This window comes from Streptomyces sp. NPDC057702, from assembly GCF_042799315.1.
GTDB lineage: Bacteria > Actinomycetota > Actinomycetes > Streptomycetales > Streptomycetaceae > Streptomyces.
Genome location: NZ_JBHVJC010000041.1, coordinates 1 through 19,492 on the forward strand (window position 1 = coordinate 1; position 19,492 = coordinate 19,492).

Consider the following 19,492-nt stretch of genomic DNA (forward strand, 5'->3'; position numbering starts at 1 on the left):
CGGCCCCCGCCCCCCCCTGGGGGCCCCGGCCGCCGCCCCCCCCCCGGGGCCCCCCGGCGGGGGGGGGCCCCCCCCCGCGCGTGGGGGGCGGCGGCCGCGCGCCCGTGACAGCGGGCGGTGTCCGCGCCGCCTCGCGTGTCCGCGCCGCCTCGCGCGCGAGGGGGCACGCCCCGCGCCCGCGCCGCACGCCGCCGCACCCGGGACGCGCGCGGCCCCCGGAGGCCGGGGCCGGTGTCGGCGCCCGGGTCCGGGGGCGTACGGGTGGCGGGGCGGGGTCCGGCGCGGGTCGCCGGCGTCACGCGGGCAGCCGCACCGCCACCACCGGCGTGGTCGTCGGCCGTGGCGAACCGCCGGCGGGCTCCACCGTGATGCCCATGCCCCGCGCGCCGTTCACGGCACCGCTCATGACGGCGGCGGTGCTCTCGCCGCCCCGGCCCAGCAGTCCGGCCGGGCGCATGGTGCCCGCGTCGTCGAACCACATCTGGTAGACGCTGCCCTCGGGTAGCCGTCGGGTGTCGGCGACGACCGCGGCCCGGTCCTGGGAGCGGGAGGTGACGACGGTGGCGACGCCTCCGTCGGCGACCCGGCCGCTGGTCATGGTGGCGTCCGGCGCCGACAGCACCCGGGTCAGGGCGCGCGCCTGCCGCGCGGCCCGCTCCGCGCCGTCCCGGGCCTGTTCGGCCTCGTGGTGCTGCCAGGCCGCGACGCCCCCCAGGGCCGCCGCGACGCTGACGCAGGCGGCCAGCACGAGAGGCGTCGCGCGGCGGGCGAACCAGTGCACGCCCCTCGTGCCGCCCGCCGCCGGGCGGGGTCCGGCCGGCGGCACCTGGCGGACGGAGGCGATGCCGCGCAGCACGTGCTCCCGCATCTCGGGCGGCGGGACGAGCGAGGCGGCCAGGCCCAGGCGAGTGGCCGTACCGGCGAACTCCGCCACCTCCCGCGCGCAGGCCGGGCAGGCCGCCAGGTGTCGCTCGAAGCGCGCCCGCTCCGCCTCGGGCAGGGCGTGCAGGGCGTACGCGCCGGTCAGAGTGTGCAGGTCCGCGGTGGTCATGCGGCGCCCCCCAGGCAGTCGCGGAGACGAATCAGCCCGTCCCGCATTCTCGTCTTGATGGTGCCCAGCGGCAGCTTCAGCAGTTCCGCCACCTCACGGTAGGTGAGGCCCCGGTAGTAGGCGAGGGTCACCGCCTGCCGCTGCCGCTCGGTGAGCCCGGTCAGGCAGCGGCGTACCTGCTCCCGCTCCAGCCGGCTCTCGACCTGTTCGCTCACGTCGTCGAAGGCGGGGGTGTGGTCCAGCCGGGCCACCCGTTCCTCGCGGTCCACCCGGGCCTGGGCGGAACGGACCCGGTCCACCGCGCGCCGGTGGGCGAGTGTCATCACCCAGGTCATCGCCGAGCCCCGGTCGGACCGGAAGCGGGCCGCGGTCCGCCAGACCTCGACGAGGACCTCCTGGGTCACCTCCTCCGACTGCGCGGGGTCGCACAGCACCCGGCGCACCAGGCCCAGTACGGGCCCCGCGACGGCGTCGTAGACGTGGGCGAAGGCGTCCTGGTCGCCGTGGGCGACGCGCTCCAGCAGTTCGGTGAGACCGGGCCCGTGCCCGGCGGTACCGCCGATGCGTGCGGGTTCTCGCACGATGTGGCCCTTTCCGTGATCAGCCGCCCGCGGTCGCGGGCCCGCCCCTGGTTCGTAGCCGCCGCCGCCCCGGATTGGCCGCACCCGCGCCGACGCGCACGCGCCCCCGGGCATCGCGGGCGTCGCCCGTGCGGGGGGAGGCGCACCGGGGGGTGGTCCGGGATCGGTCCCACTCTTTCGGGGAAGCGGCCAATCCGCCCGGGGCGGTGCTCCGAACAGTGAGCGTGAGAGCTCGCCGAAGACCGCCCAGCCGGGCGGCCCGGGTCGCCCCGGCACCGCCCGCCACGGGGCGTCGGCCGTACGCGGCGGGCGGCCCGGCGGGCCCACACCACCCTGCCCCCGGCAGCGGTGACCGGCCCGCGACAGCCGCGACCGACATCCCCAGAAGGAGCACCACCATGCCTACCACCTCCCGCACGCCGCGCCGCCCGCGCACCGGCCGTCTCGCGCTCGCCCTCGTGGCGGCGGCGGCCCTGCCGCTGACGCTGACGGCGTGTTCGGACGACGGCGACGACAAGGACAGCGGCGCGGACACCTCCGCGTCGGCGAAGGAGACGCCCGGCGGGTCGGAGGAGGAGTCGGCCCCGGCGGACCAGGCCATGGCCAAGCCGTTCGGTCCGGGCTGTGCCTCGGTGCCCAAGGAGGGCTCCGGCAGCTTCGACGGCATGGCCAAGGACCCGGTCGCCACCGCGGCGTCCAACAACCCGGAGCTGTCAACGCTGGTCTCGGCCGTGCAGAAGGCCGGTCTGGTCGAGACGTTGAACAGCGCCGAGAACATCACCGTCTTCGCCCCGACCAACGCCGCCTTCGCCAAGATCCCGAAGGCCGACCTGGACAAGGTGATGAGCGACAAGGCCATGTTGAAGAAGGTGCTGACCTACCACGTCGTGGGCCAGCCGCTGCCGCCGGAGAAGCTGGCCAAGGGCTCGTACCCGACGCTGGCCAAGAGCTCGCTGACCACCGCCGGATCGGGCGAGAGCTTCACCGTCAACGACAGCTCCACGGTGGTCTGCGGTGACGTGCGGACCTCCAACGCCACCGTCCACATCGTCGACTCGGTGCTGATGCCCCCGATGTGACGCGCACCGGATCGCGTCGGGGCCTTCGCCCGGCGCGGTGCCGGCGTGACGACAGGCCCGCCCCGGGGTGTGGGGCGGGCCTGTGGACGGTGGGGACCCGACTCAGGGGGTGTGTCGGGGCCGGCACCGTCGTCCGGGGGCGACGCCGTGGTCAGGGGCGTCACCGGGCGAGGTGGTCGGTGGGTGGTGCGGGCGCGGAACTCGGGTCAGGGGGCGCGCCGGGCGGGTCCGTGGCCGGTGGGGCCGGGTGGGCTCAGAGGGAGTCGAGGCCGCGGCCCCAGTAGGTGACCGAGGAGCTGTCGTCCAGCAGCAGACCGGCGCCGGCCGGCGCGGAGACGGTCGCCTGCCCCGGCAGGGGCTTGTTGTCGGCGTCCACGAGGGTCACCGTCAGCCGCTGCTCGCGGTGCGGCGAGGAGCCGTCCTCGCTGCCGAGCCCGATGGTGGCGGTCGTGCTCGCGCCGGGCTGTACCGTCGCCACGGCCTGCGGCTTCTCCCCGCCCGCCGCGAGCGGCGCCTGGGCGTCCGGGTAGCCGACGAGCGGGAGGTAGTACGCGTCGCAGGCGGTGGAGCCGGTGTTGGTCAGCCGCAGCGTGATCGCGGGGATCGTGCCGCCGGTGTGCTCCAGCGCCACCTTGGTCTCCCCGACCGTGCAGGGCTTGCTGGTCGGGCCCGCGTCCTCGCCGCCCCCCTCGGTGCCGCCGGCCTCGGTGGGCTGCTCCTTGGCGCCCTCGACGCCCGGGCCCTTGCCGCCGGTCCGCGCGCTGTCCTGGGGGGTGGTGCCCTCCGATCCGCCCGTGCCGTCGCCCTGGCCGACCGACGCGTCCCCCTTGCCGGCGCTCTCGGTGCCGTCCGAGCCGCTCTCGCCGGCCGCGTCCTTGGCCGCCGTCTCCATCGAGGGGGCCGAGTCGGCCCTGCCCTCGGTCTTGGTGCCCGAACTGTCGTCCGCGCCGCAGGCGGTGAGGGTGAGCGCGGCGGCCGCGGTGACCGTGGCGGCGGCGATGCGCACCGCGTTGGCCCGCAGACGGCCCCCGCGAGCGGCGCGGACGGCGGTGGCGGTGGCGGCGGTGGTGTGCGACATGTTCTGGTCCCCCCAGGAGCGGCGGTCGGTTGGTATGGCTCAAGCCTGCCGACCCGCCTTGCCGTGTGGCTAACTCCTGCCTAACAGACCCGCGTTAGCCCTCTGACCTGCGTAAACAACATGCGGGGCAGCCTGGTTGGCGGGGTGGTGGCGCTGGCCGACGGCGGGGAACGCCACGGGGCCGCCCCGAAGGGCGGCCCCGGCTCGCTCGACGTCCCGTGGTCACTGACGCGTTAGTCACCGGGCGGTGGCGGGGCCGCCGGCGGCGTGCCCGGCGGCCTGGCGGGGCCGCCACCCGTCTTGCCGTCCCGGGCGAACAACTTGACCAGGTTGCTCATGGTGTAGCGCCCGGTGGCCTCCTCGTCGACCAGGTGCATCTCGGCGAGCCGGTCCAGCCCGTCCAGTGTCACGTCCGGGTCGGAGCCGGCGAACGCGGCCACCGCCGTCGCCTCGACGTGCCGGTCGAAGCCGGTGCCGAGCGCGGCCAACAGCCGTGCGTCGTCCGCCGAGAGCCGGGCCACCGACATCCGCAGCGCGGCGGCGATACCGGTGTCCTCGGCCGACAGCAGGGCCAGCCGGCGCTGTTCGTCGCGCAGCGCCGACGCCAGGCGGGCCAGCCGCCACCGGGGCCGCGCGGTGAGCTGCGCGGAGGCGGCCCGCAGCGCGAGCGGCAGCCCGTCACACAGGTCCACCAACTCCCGTGCGGCGTCCGGGTCGTCGGCCACCCGCTCGGAGCCGAGCATGGCCGTCAGCAGGTCCACCCCGTCCTGCGGCGTCAGCGCCTGCAACGGCACCGGCCGCGCCGCGTCGGTGGCCACCAGCCCGTCCAGCCGACTGCGGCTGGTCACCAGCGTCACACAGGCCGGCCCCGCCCCCGGGGCGCCGCCCGCGCCGGAGCCCGGCGCGGGCCCCAGCGAGGTGGCGCCCGGCAACAGCGGCCTGACCTGCGCGGAGCTGCGCGCGTTGTCCAGCACCACCAGCAGCCGCCGCCCGGCGACCCGCGAGCGGTACAGCGCGGCGGCGCTCTCCGGCGAGCCGGGAATGCGGTCGGCGGGCGTGCCCAGGGCCAGCAGGAAGTCCCGCAGCACCTCGACGGGCGGCGCCTCCTCGCGTTCGCCGAAGCCGCGCAGGTCCGCGAAGAGCAGCCCGTCCGGGTAGGCGGCGGCGTGCTGGTGCGCCCACTGCACGGCGAAGGCGGTCTTGCCGACCCCGGCCGGCCCGGTCACCAGCGCGATCGGACTCTCGTCCGGCGCCGAGGCGTGGACCAGCCGGGTCAGCGCCCCGAGTTCGGCCACCCGCCCACGGAAGCGGGTGGGCGGCCGGGGCAGCAGCCACGGCGCGTTCGCCCCACCCCGCCCGGCGGTGGCCCCACCGTCGGCCGTGGCGCCGACGGGCGTCCCGGCCGTGGGGTACGAAGCCGGCGCGCCCTCGCCCGTGGGGTGGGGCGCGGCGGGGTAGCCGTCGGCGGGCGGGTACGCGGCGGGCGCGGTCGGCGCGCTGTCAAAGGACGGGTACGCCACGGGCGGCTGCCCGCCCGCGCCCGGCTGTCCGGCCCCGCCGTGCCCCGGGCCGCCCGGCCCCGCCCCGTACGCGGCGGCCTCGCCCGGGGGCGTCCCCGGGCCGGGGGCGACCCGTGGGTCGGGCGTCGCGGCCGGAGCGGAGCCCGGTGCCCCACCGCGCGCGGGGGCGCCGCCGGGGGCCCGGGGCGCGCGCGGGGCGGGCGCGGGTGCCTCCGCGCGCAGGATCTCCTCGTACGCGCGCCGCAGGCCCTCGCCCGGGTCCACGCCGAGTTCGTCGCTGAGCAGCCCCCGGGTGCGGTGGTACCAGCCGATCGCGTCCGACTGCCGACCGGCCCGGTACAGGGCCCGCATCAGCGTCGCGATCAGCCCCTCGCGCAACGGGTGCGCGACGGCCTCGGTGTGCAGCACGGCCGCCGCCACGTCGTACTGGCCCAACTCCTCGTGCGCGTACGCCAACGCCTCCACCGCCGACAGCCGCCGCTCCTCCAGGGCGTGCGCGGCGGCGGCGAACGGCGGGCTGGTCACGGTGCCGGTCAGCGCGGGGCCGCGCCACAGGCCCAGCGCCTCACGCAGCATCGGCACGGCGTCGGCGGCCGCGCGCGACCCGCCGCCGGCGGCCGGGTCGGCGTCCGCGCCCTGCCGGCCGGCCGCGTCCCGCCAGCCGGTCATCTCCCGGGCGCGTCGCACCAGTTCCTCGAACCGGTGCGCGTCCACCCGCTCCGCCGGCAGGCGCAGCAGGTACGCCGAACCCTGCGTGGTCAGCTCGACCCCGTGGGTGTGCGCGCCGCCGTCCGCGAGCGTGGCCCGCAGCCGCGAGACGTGGCCCTGGACGACGGTGCGGGCGTGTTCGGGTGGCTCGTCCTCCCACAGCGCGGTGATGAGCCGCTCCACCGGCACCGTGGTGTTGGCCTGGAGCAGCAGCAGGGCCAGGACGCTGCGCCGCTTGGCCGGGCCGAGTGGCAGGTCGCCGTGCGCGGTGCGCACGGCGACCGGGCCCAGCAGTGAGAATTCCAAGTCAGCCCTCCAGGAACGCGGCCAGCACGTTCGCGAGCAGGAACGGGTCGTCGGCGCCGCACAGTTCGCGGGCCGAGTGCATGGAGAGGATCGCGACACCGATGTCGACGGTGGTGATCCCGTGTCGGGCCGCGGTGATCGGTCCGATGGTGGTGCCGCACGGTACCGCGTTGTTGGAGACGAAGGACTGCCACGGCACCCCGGCCCGCTCGCAGGCGGCGGCGAACAGGGCCCGCCCGCCGCCGTCGGTGGCGTACCGCTGGTTGACGTTGACCTTCAGGATCGGGCCGCCGTTGGGCATGGGGTGGTGGCCCGGCTCGTGTCGCTCGGCGTAGTTGGGGTGGACGGCGTGCCCGGTGTCGGAGGAGAAGCACACCGTGCCGGCGAAGGCGCGGGCGCGGTCCTCGTAGCCGCCGCCGCGCGCGAAGACCGAGCGCTCCAGGACGGTGCCCAGCAGCGGGCCGTCGGCGCCGGTGTCGGACTGGCTGCCGTTCTCCTCGTGGTCGAAGGCGGCGAGGACCGGGATGTGGGACAGGTCGCCCCGGGTGGCGACGGCGGCCAGCGCGGCGGCCTCGGCGTGCACGGACAGCAGGTTGTCCAGGCGCGGGCCGGCCACCAGCTCGCGGTCCCGGCCGAGGTAGGCGGGCGGCTCGACGCTGTGCGCCATCAGGTCCCAGCCCGCGACGTCGGCGGCGGCCACGCCCGCCTCGCCGGCCACGAAATCGATCAGGTCGCCCTCGCGCACCCCGCCGATGCCCCAGATCGGCGTCATGTGGCGCTGTCTGTCGAGCGTGAGGCCCTCGGTGTTGACGGTGCGGTCCAGGTGGACGGCGAGCTGCGGCACCCGCAGCAGCGGCCGGTCCACGCTCACCAGCCGGTGCTGGCCGTCGCGCAGGGTGAGCCGCCCGCTCAGGCCGAGGTCGCGGTCGAGCCAGGTGTTGAGCAGGGTGCCGCCGTAGATCTCGACGGCGACCTGCCGCCAGCCGTACGAGCCGGTGTCCGGCAGCGGCTTGACCCGCAGGTTGGGCGAGTCGGTGTGCGCGCCGACGATCCGGAAGGGGGTGGCGGGCCCGGCGCCCTCGGGCACGTACCAGGCGATGATCGCGCCGCCGCGCAGGACGAACCGGCCCCCGCTCGCGCCGTCCCAGGCGTCGGTCTCCGCCACCTGACGGAAGCCGGCCTTCTCCAGTCGCGCGGCGGCGCTCGCCACCGCGTGGTAGGGCGATGGACTCGCGCCGAGGAAGGTCAGCAGATCATCGGTGTGGCCGCGATCGAAGCGGGCGGGGGTACTCATGCCCTTCAGCATAAAGAGGGCGAGGGGAGGCGCTGAGGCGAGAACGCGGCGCGTCGCCTGATCATCAGCTTGTCGCAGCGGTCTGGCCGCGTGGAATTCGACCGGGCGGGACCGGACGGGACCGGGTGGAGCGGCGCCGGAGGGCCCCCGCGCGGGCCGGGCGGGCGACGGGGCCCGCCTCCCCGTGGGGTGGGAGGCGGGCCCCGTCTCGTGGGGTGACAGTGGCCTGGGGGCCGGGTGCGCCGGCGGGCGGCGCACCCGGGACAGCGGGCCGGGAGGCGTCAGAAGGCCGCCTCGTCCAGCTCCATCAGCGAGGTGTCGACGGACTCGGCCAGCGTGCGCTGGGTGCTGACGTCCGGCAGCACGTGGTGCGCGAAGAACGTCGCCGCGGCGATCTTGCCCTGGTAGAAGGGCACGTCCTTGGCGGCGGCGGAGGGCAGCTTGTCCAGCGCGACGGCCGCGCCGCGCAGCAGCAGGTAGCCGACGATCACGTCGCCGGAGGCGAGCAGCAGCCGGGTGGTGTTCAGGCCGACCTTGTAGATGGAGGTGACGTCCTGCTCGGTGGCGGCCAGGTCGGTGAGCATCGCGGCGACGATGGCCTCCAGGGCGACGGCGGCCTTGGCCAGCTCGTCGCGGGCGCCGGCCAGCTCCGCGCCGCCCCGGGCCTCGGCCAGGAACGTCTTGATCTCCTCGGAGAGCGTGGTCAGCGCCTGGCCCTGGTCGCGGACGATCTTGCGGAAGAAGTAGTCCTGGCCCTGGATGGCCGTGGTGCCCTCGTAGAGGGTGTCGATCTTGGCGTCCCGGATGTACTGCTCGACCGGGTACTCCTGGAGGTAGCCGGAGCCGCCGAAGGTCTGGAGCGACTGGGCGAGCTGCTCGTAGGACTTCTCCGAGCCGTAGCCCTTCACGATCGGCAGCAGCAGGTCGTTCAGGCCGTGCAGCGCCTTGGCGTCCTCGCCCGCCGTCTCCTTGACCAGGATCTCGTCCTGCACGGAGGCGGTGTAGAGCACCAGGGCCCGCATGCCCTCGACGTACGCCTTCTGCGTCATCAGCGAGCGGCGGACGTCGGGGTGGTGGGTGATGGTCACGCGCGGGGCGGCCTTGTCGGTGAAGGCGGCCAGGTCCGGGCCCTGCACGCGCTCCCTGGCGTACTCCAGGGCGTTGAGGTAGCCGGTGGACAGGGTCGCGATGGCCTTGGTGCCGACCATCATCCGGGCGAACTCGATGATGCGGAACATCTGCCGGATGCCGTCGTGCTTCTCGCCGATCAGCCAGCCCTTGGCGGGGTGGCGGTCGCCGAAGGTCATCTCGCACGTGTTGGAGACCTTCAGGCCCATCTTGTGCTCGACGTTGGTGGCGTAGACGCCGTTGCGCGCGCCCAGCTCGCCGGTCTCGAAGTCGAACTCGTACTTCGGCACCAGGAACAGCGACAGGCCCTTGGTGCCCGGGCCGTGGCCCTCGGGGCGGGCCAGGACGTAGTGGATGATGTTCTCGGACATGTCGTGCTCGCCCGAGGTGATGAAGCGCTTGACGCCCTCGATGTGCCAGGAGCCGTCGTCCTGCCGGGTGGCCTTGGTGCGGCCGGCGCCGACGTCGGAGCCGGCGTCCGGCTCGGTCAACACCATCGTGGAGCCCCACTGCTTGTCCACCGCGAGCCGGGCGACGTGCTTCTGCTGGTCGGTGCCCTCCTCGTAGAGGACGCCGGCGAAGGCCGGGCCCGAGGCGTACATCCACACCGCCGGGTTGGCGCCCAGGATCGTCTCGGCGAAGCCCCACAGGAGCGAGCGCGGGGCGGTGGTGCCGCCCAGCTCCTCGGGCAGGCCCAGGCGCCACCACTCGGCGTCCATGTACGCCTGGTAGCTCTTCTTGAAGGTGTCCGGCAGCGGCGCGGTGTTGCTGTCCGGGTCGAAGACCGGCGGGGTCCGGTCGCCGTCCGCATACGAGTCGGCCAGCTCGTTCTCCGAGAGGCGGGCGATCTCGGAGAGCACGCTCCTGGCGGTCTCGACGTCCATCTCGGCGAACGGGCCGGTGCCGTACAGCTTGTCGCGGCCGAGCACCTCGAAGAGGTTGAACTCGATGTCGCGGAGATTCGACTTGTAGTGCCCCATGGCGACGGCTCCGTAAGGCTCGACCCGGCGAGGTGCCGACGGCGCCCGCACCGGGGGGTGGGATCGGTTCTCGTATGCGTTTCAAACGATGACCGCCATGATGCTACCCACCGGTAATAAGAGGCAACCCCGAATCGACCAACTGTGACTCAGTACGCTCTAAGGCATGTACGGCTACGACCAGAACGCGGGCGGGCAGCAGCAGTACGCCGCCCCGCCACCGCCGCAGCAGCCGCCACACGGCCACCAGCAGCACGGACACCCCGGCCAGCCGGCCCCGGGGTACGGCGAGCAGCCCCTCTACCCGGAGCCCTCGCCGCCCTCGCTGGCCGACGCGGTGCGCGCGTTCACCACGGGCACCATGGCCCCGGAGGACTTCCAGCAGATCTTCTCGACCTCGAAGATCTACTGCCCGCGCGGTGACAATCCGGGCTTCCTCGCGCTGCACAACACCCAGCAGCCGGTGATCCCCATGTTCAGCTCGCTCAAGGAGCTGCGCCGCTACGCCGGCAAGGAGTCCAAGTACTTCGTGATCACCGGCGCCGAGGTGCTCGACCTGCTGCCGACGGGGTACGGCTTCGTCCTGGACATGGAGGGCCAGCACCGGATGGTCTTCGACGCGAAGGCCGTGGAGCAGATGGTCGACTACGCGATGCGCCAGATGTACGGATAGGGCGCCGGCGGCGGGTGGCGCGAGGCTCGTGCCGCCCGGGACAGCCGCTCCCACCTGGGCCGACGTGACCCGGGCCGGACCGCCGCGAGGCGGCCCCGCCCGGGTTCGTCGCGTTCGGGGCCGCGCGTGGACGGCGCGTGTGCGGTGGCCGAAACGATCTCCCGGGCAGGGGGTGCGGGGCGCCCCGCGAGGCGGGCGGGAATGTCCGCGTCTTGATAGTCGTTCACCGTTCAACTAAGTTGAATGGTGAACGACCGAGGAGGCCGTCATGCCCGCCGTAACCGTTGACAACCCGCTGACGCTGCCGCGCGTCACCGCGCCCGCCCCGCGTACCGGGCAGACGCCGGCGCGCCCGCGTCCGGTGCTGACCGTGTCCACCGCGCCCAGCGGCCTGGAGGGTGAGGGGTTCCCGGTGCGCCGGGCCTTCGCCGGGATCGACTACCTGCACCTCGACCCGTTCATCATGATGGACCAGATGGGCGAGGTGGAGTACGCGCCGGGCGAGCCCAAGGGCACCCCCTGGCACCCGCACCGTGGCTTCGAGACCGTCACGTACCTGATCGACGGCACCTTCGTGCACCAGGACTCGCACGGCGGCGGTGGCGTCATCAACGACGGCGACACCCAGTGGATGACGGCCGGCTCCGGGCTGCTGCACATCGAGGCCCCGCCGGAGTCGCTCGTGCTCAGCGGCGGTCTCTTCCACGGCTTCCAGCTCTGGGTGAACCTGCCGCGCAAGGACAAGATGATGGCGCCCAAGTACCAGGACATCGGTGGCGGCCAGGTCAAGCTGCTGGCCAGCGAGGACGGCGGCGCGCTGCTGCGGCTGATCGCCGGCGACCTCGGTGAGCACCGGGGGCCCGGCGCCACCCACACGCCCATCACCATGATCCACGCCTCGGTGAACCCGGGCGCCGAGCTCACCCTGCCCTGGCGGCCCGACTTCAACGGCCTCGCGTACGGCATGGCCGGGCGCGGCACCGCGGGCGTCGAGGGCCGCCCCTTCCGGGTCGGGCAGACGGCCGTCTTCGGCGCGGGCGACACGCTGACCATCCGCGCGGACGAGACGCAGGAGTCGCGCAGCCCGAACTTCGAGGTCGTCCTCCTGGGCGGGCTGCCCATCCGCGAGCCCATGCACCAGTACGGGCCGTTCGTCATGAACACCCGCGCCGAACTGGCCCAGGCCTTCGAGGACTTCCAGGCCGGCCGCCTCGGCAAGGTGCCCCACACCGACGGCTGACCCGCTCGGCCGGGCCGGGACACCCGGCCGCACCGACCAGACCCGGTGCGTGCGAGACGCGGCCCCCGTCGCACGCACCGGGTCCCGTGGCGGCGGCGCCGACCGTTGGGGCGGCCGGCGCCGCCGGATCTTCCCCCCTGACGCGCGCTCACCCGGCCGGCGGCCATGGACGGGTGGGGCGCGGCGGGGCGTGGTGGGCTGGGGACGTGCCCAGTGATCGTTTCGCGTCCCCGCGGGCGCGGGGGCCCGCGCTGTTGCCGTACGAGGTACGCCGGGTCGCCGCGTGGTGCGGGGCCCTGCTGCTGATGGCCGGCGTGGCCGGGCTGCTGGTGTGGCTCACCGTGGTGCTCAAGGCCGCGGTCACCCCCGTGCTGCTCGCGCTGCTGGGCTCCGCGCTGCTGGGCCCGCTGTACCGGTGGCTGGTGCGGATGCGGCTGAACGCCTCGCTCGCGGCCGGCCTCACGTGTCTGGCGTTGCTCGGCGTGGTGGGTGGTGCCTGCTACATCGTCGTCCAGGCGCTGGTGGACAGCGGCGATCAGATCGTCTCCTCGGTCAAGGCCGCCGCCCGGGACCTGTCCGGCGACTTCGAGATCGCGGGCAACTCCGTGGACGACATGGCCTCCAGCGGGCGGGAGCTGGCGGACAAGTTCGGCGGCACGGCCGCGACCGGCCTCGTCTCCGGGCTCAGCGTCGTCGGCCAGATGGCCGCCGCCGCCTTCCTCGCGCTGCTGCTCACGTTCTTCTTCCTGCGCGACGCCGACCGCGCGGTACGCACCCTGCACGCGTACGCGCCGCGCGGTGCGGGCCCCCGGCTGGAGGCGGTGGCCCGGCGCGCGTTCCAGGCCGTCGAGGGCTTCATGCGGGGCACCACCGTGATCGCGCTCATCGACGCGGTGTGCATCGCCGTCGGACTGCTGGTGCTGGGCGTGCCCGGGGCGGTGGGGCTGGGCGCGCTGGTCTTCGTCGGCGCGTACATCCCCTACCTGGGCGCCTTCCTGTCCGGCACGGTGGCCGTGCTCGTCGCCTTCGCCGACGGGGGGCTGGCGATCGCGCTGTGGGCGCTGGGCGTGGTGCTGGCCGTGCAGGTCCTGGAGGGCCACGTGCTCCAGCCCGTCGTGCAGAGCCGCACGGTGCGGATGCACCCCGCCGTCGTGATGATCACCCTGACGGCCGGCGCCAGCCTGGCCGGCATCCTCGGCATGCTGCTGGCCGTCCCGCTGACCGCCGCCGCCTTCGGCATCGTCTCCGACCTGCGCGAACACTACGGCCGGGGCGAGGGCCCCGACGACGATCCCGATCCCCCGCCCGCCGACCCGGACGCCGGCCCCTCCGGTGCGGGGAGCCCCGGGGCTGGTGGGGCGGACGCCGACCCGCCCACCCCGGGGGACGCCCCGCCCGCCGGCTCGGGCCCGACGGACTCCGGCGGCGGCTCGGAGCGCCCGAGCCCGTAAGCCCCCCGGGCGGACTTCCCCGCCCGCCCCCGACGCGCGCCGCGCCACCCGACGGACCGGGCACCTCGTCCCGGGACCGGGCGGGGGAGCCGCGAGGAGGCTTCGCCGGAACGACGCCCCTCACCCGATCACCCGACGAGGCGACAGCCCCGCGCGTGGTGATTCCGGTCGGGCCGGCCCGCAGGCTCGGGGTTCCCGGTCGGTCGTGGCGGCCGGGCCGCGCGAGGGGCCCGGTCACAGAGGCTCGGGCGGGGCCTCCGGTGACTGTTCGTACAGCTCGAACCAGATGCACTTGCCTTCGCCGCGTGGGTCCACGCCCCAGGTGTCGGCCAGCATCTCCATCAGGAGCAGGCCGCGGCCGGAGGAGGCCAGTTCGCCGGGGTGGCGGCGGTGGGGGAGTTCGTCGCTGGGGTCGACGACGTCGAGGCGTAGGCGGCGCGCGTGCGGGCCGCCGCTGATCTCGGCGATCGCCAGCGCGTCGCCGTCGGTGTGCACCAGGACGTTGGTGACCATCTCGGACAACATCAGGACGGCCGACTCCACCTGGTCGGCCGATGACCAGTCGTGCAGCATCTGGCGCAGTTGCTGGCGGGCCTGGCTGATCCGTTCCGGCTGGGCCTGGGCCACGGTGATGGCGGCCCGGCGCCGGCGGGGGCCCGCCGCCTCGGGGGTGGGCAGGCCGCGCGATATGAGGACGAACGCGATGTCGTCCTCGCGGCGGTCGGCCAGCGGGCCGGTCCGGTAGTGCGAGGGCGGTCCGTGGACGGCCTGGAGCAGCGCGTCGGCGAGCGCGTCGAGGTCCGCCTGGGTACGCGGTCGGCGCCCGGGCCCGCCCGTCGGGCCCCCGTCCCCGTCGGCCGCGCGCTCCGGCGCCTGGGCCGGCACCGGGCCGGGCGCCGCGACCGCCTCCGGGGCGCTCAGGGCCCGCCCCACCGCCGTCGCGGGGGCGGCTGGCCCGGCCGGGACCGGCGGGTTCCCCGGGGCCACCGAGGGCTCCAGGGGCGCCGGGGTGCCCGGGGCCGGGGCCGCGAGCGGGCCCGGTGTGGGGCTCGGGGCCGGGGGCGCGACCTGCTTCGGGGCGGGGGGTGTCGGGGTGGGGCCGTCGAGGTCGCGTAGGTGCTCGGTGAAGACCGCGCGGATGCGCTCCCAGCCGGTCTCCAGGTCGTGGCCGCCCGTCTCGATCAGGCCGTCCGTGCACACCAGGAGCGTCTCGTCGGGTTCGAGGGTGAGCCGGGTGGTGGGGTAGTCGGCGTCGGGGATGACGCCGAGCGGCAGTCCGCCCGCCGTCGGGTGCAGCAGCACCGTGCCGTCCGCGTGCGCGATGGCCGGTTCGGGGTGGCCGGCGCGGGCGACGTCCAGGGCGCCGGTGGTCGGGTCGATCTCCATGTAGAGGCAGGTCGCGAAGCGCGGGTCGGCCGCCTCGGCGTCCTCCGCGTCCCCGCCGCCGGGCCGGGTCCGGCCGCCGGTGTCGGCCAGGCTCGCGAAGAACCGGGAGGCGCGGGAGAGCACCGCGTCCGGGTGGTGGCCCTCGGTGGCGTACGCCCGCAGCGCGATCCGTAGCTGGCCCATCAGCCCGGCGGCGCGGACGTCGTGGCCCTGCACGTCGCCGATGACCAGCGCGGTGCGCCCGGACGGCAGCGGGATCACGTCGTACCAGTCGCCGCCGACCTGGAGCCCGCCGCCGGTGGGCACGTACCGCGCGGCGATCGTCAGCCCGGCCACCTCCGGGCGGCGGTCGGGGAGCATGGCGCGCTGGAGGCCGTCGGCCAGCTCACGCTCGGTGTCGTGCAGGCTGGCCCGCGACAGCGCCTGGGCGAACATGCGGGCGATGGTGGTGAGCACCGACCGCTCGTCGGGGGTGAAGGAGACCGGCTGGTCGAAGGCGGCGAGCCAGGCGCCGATGGTGCGGCCGGCCACGATCAGCGGCAGGAAGGCCCACGACTGGTGGCCGAGCGGCTGGGTCAGCGGCCAGGCGGCCGGGAAGCGGTGGCGGTAGTCCTCGGGGGTGGGCAGGTAGATCGCGCGGCCGGTGCGGACCGCCTCGGCCGCCGGGTAGTCGGTCTCCACCGGCATGTCCAGGAAGGGCTCCTCGTGGCCCTCCTCGTACCCCTGGTGGCCGATGACCGTGACCCGGTTGCCCTCGACGCCGAAGACCGCCAGGCCGACGGGGGTGAAGCCGGGCATGGACAGTCCGGCGGCCACCCGCAGCACCTCGGCGCTGGACTGCGCCTCGGCCAGCGCGCGGCCCGCGTCCAGCAGGAACGCCTCGCGGTTGCGCCGCCAGTCGCCGGTGACGGGGGAGGCGGCGGCGGTGCCGGGGGTCAGCTCGGGCACCTCCTCCAGGGTGCCGACCAGTTCGAAGTGCTCGCCCCGGCTGATCGGCCGGGTGCGGCTGCGTACCGTGCGCAGGACCACGCCGCGCTCGTCGACCACCCGCAGCCGGGCCTCGGCCAGGGTGCCCTCGGCGAGCGCGAGGTTGACGATGCCGTTGATCTCCGACCAGTCGACGGGGTGGAACCGGGCGCGCGCCGCGGCCTCCGGGAGGGTGACGGGGGTGGCGGGCAGCCCGAGGAGCCGGGCCGCCTCGGCGTCGAGGGTGACCTTCGCCGAGGCGTTGCCCCACCGCCACAGGCCGGTCCGGATCGTGGCCAGCACATCCTCGGTACGCATTGCCCTACTTTATGTTCATTTACTGAGAGATGACCAGCGAGATTGTCCGGTCACTGACCCGGACGGAGACCCCGCCGGTCGCGTTACTCCGCGAGGTGGCGACGGCCAGGACGGTAGGCTGGCACCTTGCCCGCAGTGGCACTCGCGCCCGGGTCCCGGCTCTGCCAAGCCGCCCGCCCGCGCCGTCCACGCCCCGCTCAGATGACTTGGATGAATGATGCATCGGTACCGGTCCCACACCTGCGGCGAGCTCCGTGCCGCTGACGTCGACACTGAGGTGCGGTTGAGCGGCTGGCTGCACAATCGACGGAACCTGGGCGGCATCCTCTTCATCGACCTGCGCGACCACCACGGCGTGGTGCAGCTCGTCGTCCGGCCCGACACGGTCGCAGGCGAGGCGCTCAGCTCGCTCACCAAGGAGACCGTCGTCCGCGTGGACGGCCGGGTCATCGCGCGCGGTGCGGACAACGTCAACCCGGACCTGCCCACCGGCGAGATCGAGGTCGAGGTCAGCGACGTCGAGGTGCTCGGCGCCGCCGACCCGCTGCCGTTCACCGTCTTCCCCGAGGACAACGTGAACGAGGAGCGCCGCCTTGAGTACCGCTTCCTCGACCTGCGCCGCGAGCGCATGCACCGCAACATCATCCTGCGCTCGAAGGTCATCGCCGCGCTGCGCTCGAAGATGACCGGGCTCGGCTTCAACGAGCTGGCCACCCCGATCCTGTCGGCCACCTCCCCCGAGGGCGCCCGCGACTTCCTGGTGCCCTCGCGGCTGCACGCCGGCAAGTTCTACGCCCTGCCGCAGGCCCCGCAGCAGTTCAAGCAGCTCCTGATGATCGCGGGCTTCGACCGCTACTTCCAGATCGCGCCCTGCTTCCGCGACGAGGACGCCCGCGCCGACCGCTCGCCGGGCGAGTTCTACCAGCTCGACGTCGAGATGAGCTTCGTCGAGCAGGAGGACGTCTTCCAGGTCATCGAGAAGGTGATGACCGACCTGTTCAACGAGCTGGGTGACGGCCGCGAGGTCACCTCGCCCTTCCCGCGCATCCCCTTCCGCGAGGCGATGCTCAAGTACGGCTCGGACAAGCCGGACCTGCGGGCCCGCCTGGAGCTGGTCGACGTCTCGCACGTGTTCGCCGGCTCCGGCTTCAAGGCGTTCGCCGACAAGCACGTGCGCGCCCTGGCGGTGCCCGACACCGGCGAGCAGCCGCGCAAGTTCTTCGACCAGCTCGGCGAGTACGCCGTCGAACAGGGCGCCAAGGGCCTGGCCTGGGTGCGGATCGGCGAGGACGGCAAGCTGACCGGACCGATCGCCAAGTTCCTCACTGAGGAGGACGTGACCAGGCTGGTCGCCGAGGTCGGCGGCAAGCCCGGCACCTCGGTCTTCTTCGGCGCCGGCGACGTCGACGAGGTCTCCAAGATCATGGGCGCGGTGCGGGTCGAGGCCGCCAAGCGCGCCGGACACTTCGAGGAGAACGTCTACCGCTTCTGCTGGGTCGTGGACTTCCCGATGTTCGAGAAGAACGAGGACACCGGCGCGATCGAGTTCTCGCACAACCCGTTCTCCATGCCGCAGGGCGGCCTGGAGGCGCTGCGGACCAAGGACCCGCTGGACATCCTGGCCTGGCAGTACGACATCGTCTGCAACGGCACGGAGCTGTCCTCGGGCGCCATCCGCAACCACGAGCCCGAGGTCATGTACGAGGCGTTCGGCATCGCGGGCTACTCCCAGGAGGAGGTGGAGCGCGAGTTCGGCGGCATGCTCCGCGCCTTCAAGTTCGGCGCCCCGCCGCACGGCGGCATCGCGCCGGGCGTGGACCGTATCGTGATGCTGCTCGCCGACGAGCCCAACATCCGCGAGACGATCGCCTTCCCGCTCAACGGCAACGCGCAGGACCTGCTCATGGGCGCGCCCAGCGAGGTGGACGAGGCGCGGCTGCGCGAGCTGCACCTGTCGCTGCGCAAGCTGGCGCCGGCCAAGCAGGCCGCCTCCGCGCAGCAGCCCAAGGCGGGGCAGCGGGCCGAGGCGGAGCAGGCCAAGGGCGAGTAGCCCCGGGCGGTGCCGCTCGCGGGCGGGCTCGCCCGAGGGCGGGCGGCGCCGTACGGCCTCGCCTGTGGAGTGTCACGTCGGCGCCCCGGACCCTGGCGGTCCGGGGCGCCGACGCGTGCGGTGACACCGGCCGTGGCGGCGGCCGGCGCCGCCGGCACCGGGCGCGCCTCACTGGCGCCGGACCAGCGGCTCGAAGGCGGCGCGCACGTCGGCCGGGGACGCGTCGACGAGGGTGTCCGAGGGCGGGCCCAGCAGGCCCGAGTCGGACCGGAAGGACGGCGGGCAGCTCGTCCCGCCGATCTGCACCGTGCGCGTGGACACCAGCTCGCCGGTGCGCAGCGCGTAGACCCGGACGGGTACCGCGATCTTCCGGAACGTCACGTCGCCCTGGTAGTGCGGGGCGTTCCTGGTCTGGTACGGGCAGGTCTGGACGGCGGTTCCGGCGTCGTCGTCCCTCGTCTCGCCCGCGCAGACCACCAGCGCGGCCTTCGCCACGTCACCGGCGCGCCAGCTCCTGGGGAGCTGGTCGGTGTAGGTCTCGTTGCCGTAGAACAGCGCGCGGTTGGTGGCTCCCGCGCGGGCGGCGGGCGCGGCGCTGTAGCCGGCCGGGGCCGAGCAGTACGAGGGCTGTTCGCCGTACGAGCCGTCGCCCAGCAGGTCGCGTACGTGCGCCAACTCGAGGGAGAGCGTGGCCCGGTGGATTCCCTCGCGGGCCCGGCCGGTGCGCGGGTCGCCCGGGTAGCCGTCGACGAGCTGCTGGTAGCGGTCGCGGGCGGCTCGCCAGTCCTTGTCCTGGCCCAGGTCCTCCGCGCAGGTCACGAGCGCGTCGGGGGCGACCCGGCGCACGGTGGCGGCCGTGCGGCCAAGGACGCCCTGGCGCGGGTTCCGCGCCCGCAACCAGTCCGTGACCTCCGCGGTGGCGCACGCGTCCGCGAGGGGCAGTCGGCCCAGGAACCCGTCGAGCGTCGAGCCCACCGTCGCGTCGTGGCCCGGCTCCGCGAGGACCTCGGCGAGCGTGTCGAAGCCGCTGGCCAGCTGGGCGCTGTCGCCCCGCAGGCCACGGGCCAACTCGCCCCGGGCGATCCCCAGGCGGCGGCACGCCTCGGCGGTGGCCTCGCCCCGCTCGGTGCCGGGGGCGTCGGCCAGCCGGTGCCCGAACGCCACCGTGTCCCGCGCCGCCAGCACCGCCGCGCAGTCGCCGCGTTCGCGGGCCTCGGTGACGTCCCGCTCGATCCCCACGGCGTCGAACCGCAGCCAGCCCACCGTCAGCAGCACCAGGGCCGTCGCTCCCAGCGCCGTCAGCCGCCGCCCGCGCGCCGCGAGCCGCCCGGCCCCACGGGTGCCCAGGAACCAGCCGTGCGCGATGCCGGCCACCCACCAGGCGACCAGCGCCAGCTCGCACCACACCGCGGCCAGCGACATCAGTGTCGCCACCAGCCCGACGGTGACCAGGAGATGGGCGCAGGCCAGGCCGGGCCGGCGCAGCAGGAGGTAGCCGACGCCGAGCAGCGACGCGTTGCCCAGGGCCGCGGCCAGCGGGTCGTCCTCCCGCGCGAGGGGCGGTGGCTCCGGGGTCGGCCCGGGCTCCGGGGCCGGCCCGGTGTCCGTCACGTCGTCCATCCTGCTGTCCTCCCCCTCGCGGAACGCGCCTGGCCGGCCTCATTGTTCGCGCGCCGCGCGGGA

The 19,492-nt window shown here is 74.9% G+C and carries 13 protein-coding genes; 5 read left to right on the forward strand and 8 right to left on the reverse strand.

The window, feature by feature from the left end:
- Positions 1 to 295: 295 nt before the first annotated feature.
- Together ACFVFR_RS26730 and ACFVFR_RS26735 are read right to left on the reverse strand one after the other, a co-directional pair.
- Complete coding sequence (locus ACFVFR_RS26730) at positions 296 to 1,051, reverse strand: anti-sigma factor domain-containing protein (protein WP_383706163.1); 756 nt, start codon at positions 1,049 to 1,051, stop codon at positions 296 to 298.
- The gene (locus tag ACFVFR_RS26735; RefSeq protein WP_383706165.1) at positions 1,048 to 1,632 is read right to left on the reverse strand and encodes a sigma-70 family RNA polymerase sigma factor; all 585 of its coding nucleotides are present in this window, start codon (positions 1,630 to 1,632) and stop codon (positions 1,048 to 1,050) included. Before ACFVFR_RS26735 ends, ACFVFR_RS26730 begins: the two co-directional genes overlap by 4 nt.
- A gap of 398 nt (positions 1,633 to 2,030) precedes the next feature.
- On the opposite strand from ACFVFR_RS26735, the gene ACFVFR_RS26740 reads away from it, so the two are divergent.
- On the forward strand, positions 2,031 to 2,711 hold the full coding sequence (locus tag ACFVFR_RS26740; RefSeq protein WP_383706167.1) for a fasciclin domain-containing protein: 681 nt from the start codon (positions 2,031 to 2,033) through the stop codon (positions 2,709 to 2,711).
- Between the two features lie 253 nt (positions 2,712 to 2,964).
- Here the strand turns inward: ACFVFR_RS26740 and ACFVFR_RS26745 are convergent, their stop codons facing one another.
- The 4 genes from ACFVFR_RS26745 to ACFVFR_RS26760 all read right to left on the reverse strand — a co-directional run bounded on the left by ACFVFR_RS26745 (position 2,965) and on the right by ACFVFR_RS26760 (position 9,725).
- Positions 2,965 to 3,789, reverse strand: a complete 825-nt coding sequence (locus tag ACFVFR_RS26745) for a DUF4232 domain-containing protein (RefSeq protein WP_383706169.1) — start codon at positions 3,787 to 3,789, stop codon at positions 2,965 to 2,967.
- Positions 3,790 to 4,022: 233 nt separating this feature from the next.
- Complete coding sequence (locus ACFVFR_RS26750; RefSeq protein ID WP_383706171.1) at positions 4,023 to 6,323, reverse strand: BTAD domain-containing putative transcriptional regulator; 2,301 nt, start codon at positions 6,321 to 6,323, stop codon at positions 4,023 to 4,025.
- A gap of 1 nt (position 6,324) precedes the next feature.
- On the reverse strand, positions 6,325 to 7,617 hold the full coding sequence (locus tag ACFVFR_RS26755) for a M18 family aminopeptidase (RefSeq protein WP_383706173.1): 1,293 nt from the start codon (positions 7,615 to 7,617) through the stop codon (positions 6,325 to 6,327).
- Positions 7,618 to 7,898: 281 nt separating this feature from the next.
- Complete coding sequence (locus ACFVFR_RS26760; protein ID WP_383706174.1) at positions 7,899 to 9,725, reverse strand: acyl-CoA dehydrogenase; 1,827 nt, start codon at positions 9,723 to 9,725, stop codon at positions 7,899 to 7,901.
- 166 nt (positions 9,726 to 9,891) lie between these two features.
- On the opposite strand from ACFVFR_RS26760, the gene ACFVFR_RS26765 reads away from it, so the two are divergent.
- From ACFVFR_RS26765 to ACFVFR_RS26775, 3 genes are all read left to right on the forward strand, one after another.
- Positions 9,892 to 10,398, forward strand: a complete 507-nt coding sequence (locus ACFVFR_RS26765; RefSeq protein ID WP_383706176.1) for an SseB family protein — start codon at positions 9,892 to 9,894, stop codon at positions 10,396 to 10,398.
- 268 nt (positions 10,399 to 10,666) lie between these two features.
- Positions 10,667 to 11,638, forward strand: a complete 972-nt coding sequence (locus tag ACFVFR_RS26770) for a pirin family protein (RefSeq protein ID WP_383706178.1) — start codon at positions 10,667 to 10,669, stop codon at positions 11,636 to 11,638.
- Positions 11,639 to 11,844: 206 nt separating this feature from the next.
- A complete protein-coding gene (locus ACFVFR_RS26775) occupies positions 11,845 to 13,089 on the forward strand; it encodes an AI-2E family transporter (protein ID WP_383706180.1) in 1,245 nt (414 codons plus the stop codon).
- Positions 13,090 to 13,323: 234 nt separating this feature from the next.
- On the opposite strand, the gene ACFVFR_RS26780 is transcribed toward ACFVFR_RS26775, so the two are convergent.
- Entirely contained in the window at positions 13,324 to 15,759 is a 2,436-nt protein-coding gene (locus ACFVFR_RS26780; RefSeq protein ID WP_383706181.1) for a SpoIIE family protein phosphatase, read from the reverse strand.
- A 217-nt stretch (positions 15,760 to 15,976) separates the two neighbouring features.
- Here ACFVFR_RS26780 and aspS point away from each other — a divergent pair, with 217 nt between their 5' ends.
- Positions 15,977 to 17,809 (forward strand): aspartate--tRNA ligase, encoded by a 1,833-nt coding sequence (gene aspS / locus ACFVFR_RS26785; protein WP_383706183.1) that lies wholly within the window; start codon positions 15,977 to 15,979, stop codon positions 17,807 to 17,809.
- Positions 17,810 to 17,977: 168 nt separating this feature from the next.
- Here aspS and ACFVFR_RS26790 read toward each other — a convergent pair whose 3' ends face one another.
- Complete coding sequence (locus ACFVFR_RS26790) at positions 17,978 to 19,429, reverse strand: hypothetical protein (RefSeq protein ID WP_383706185.1); 1,452 nt, start codon at positions 19,427 to 19,429, stop codon at positions 17,978 to 17,980.
- Between the last annotated feature and the right edge of the window lie 63 nt (positions 19,430 to 19,492).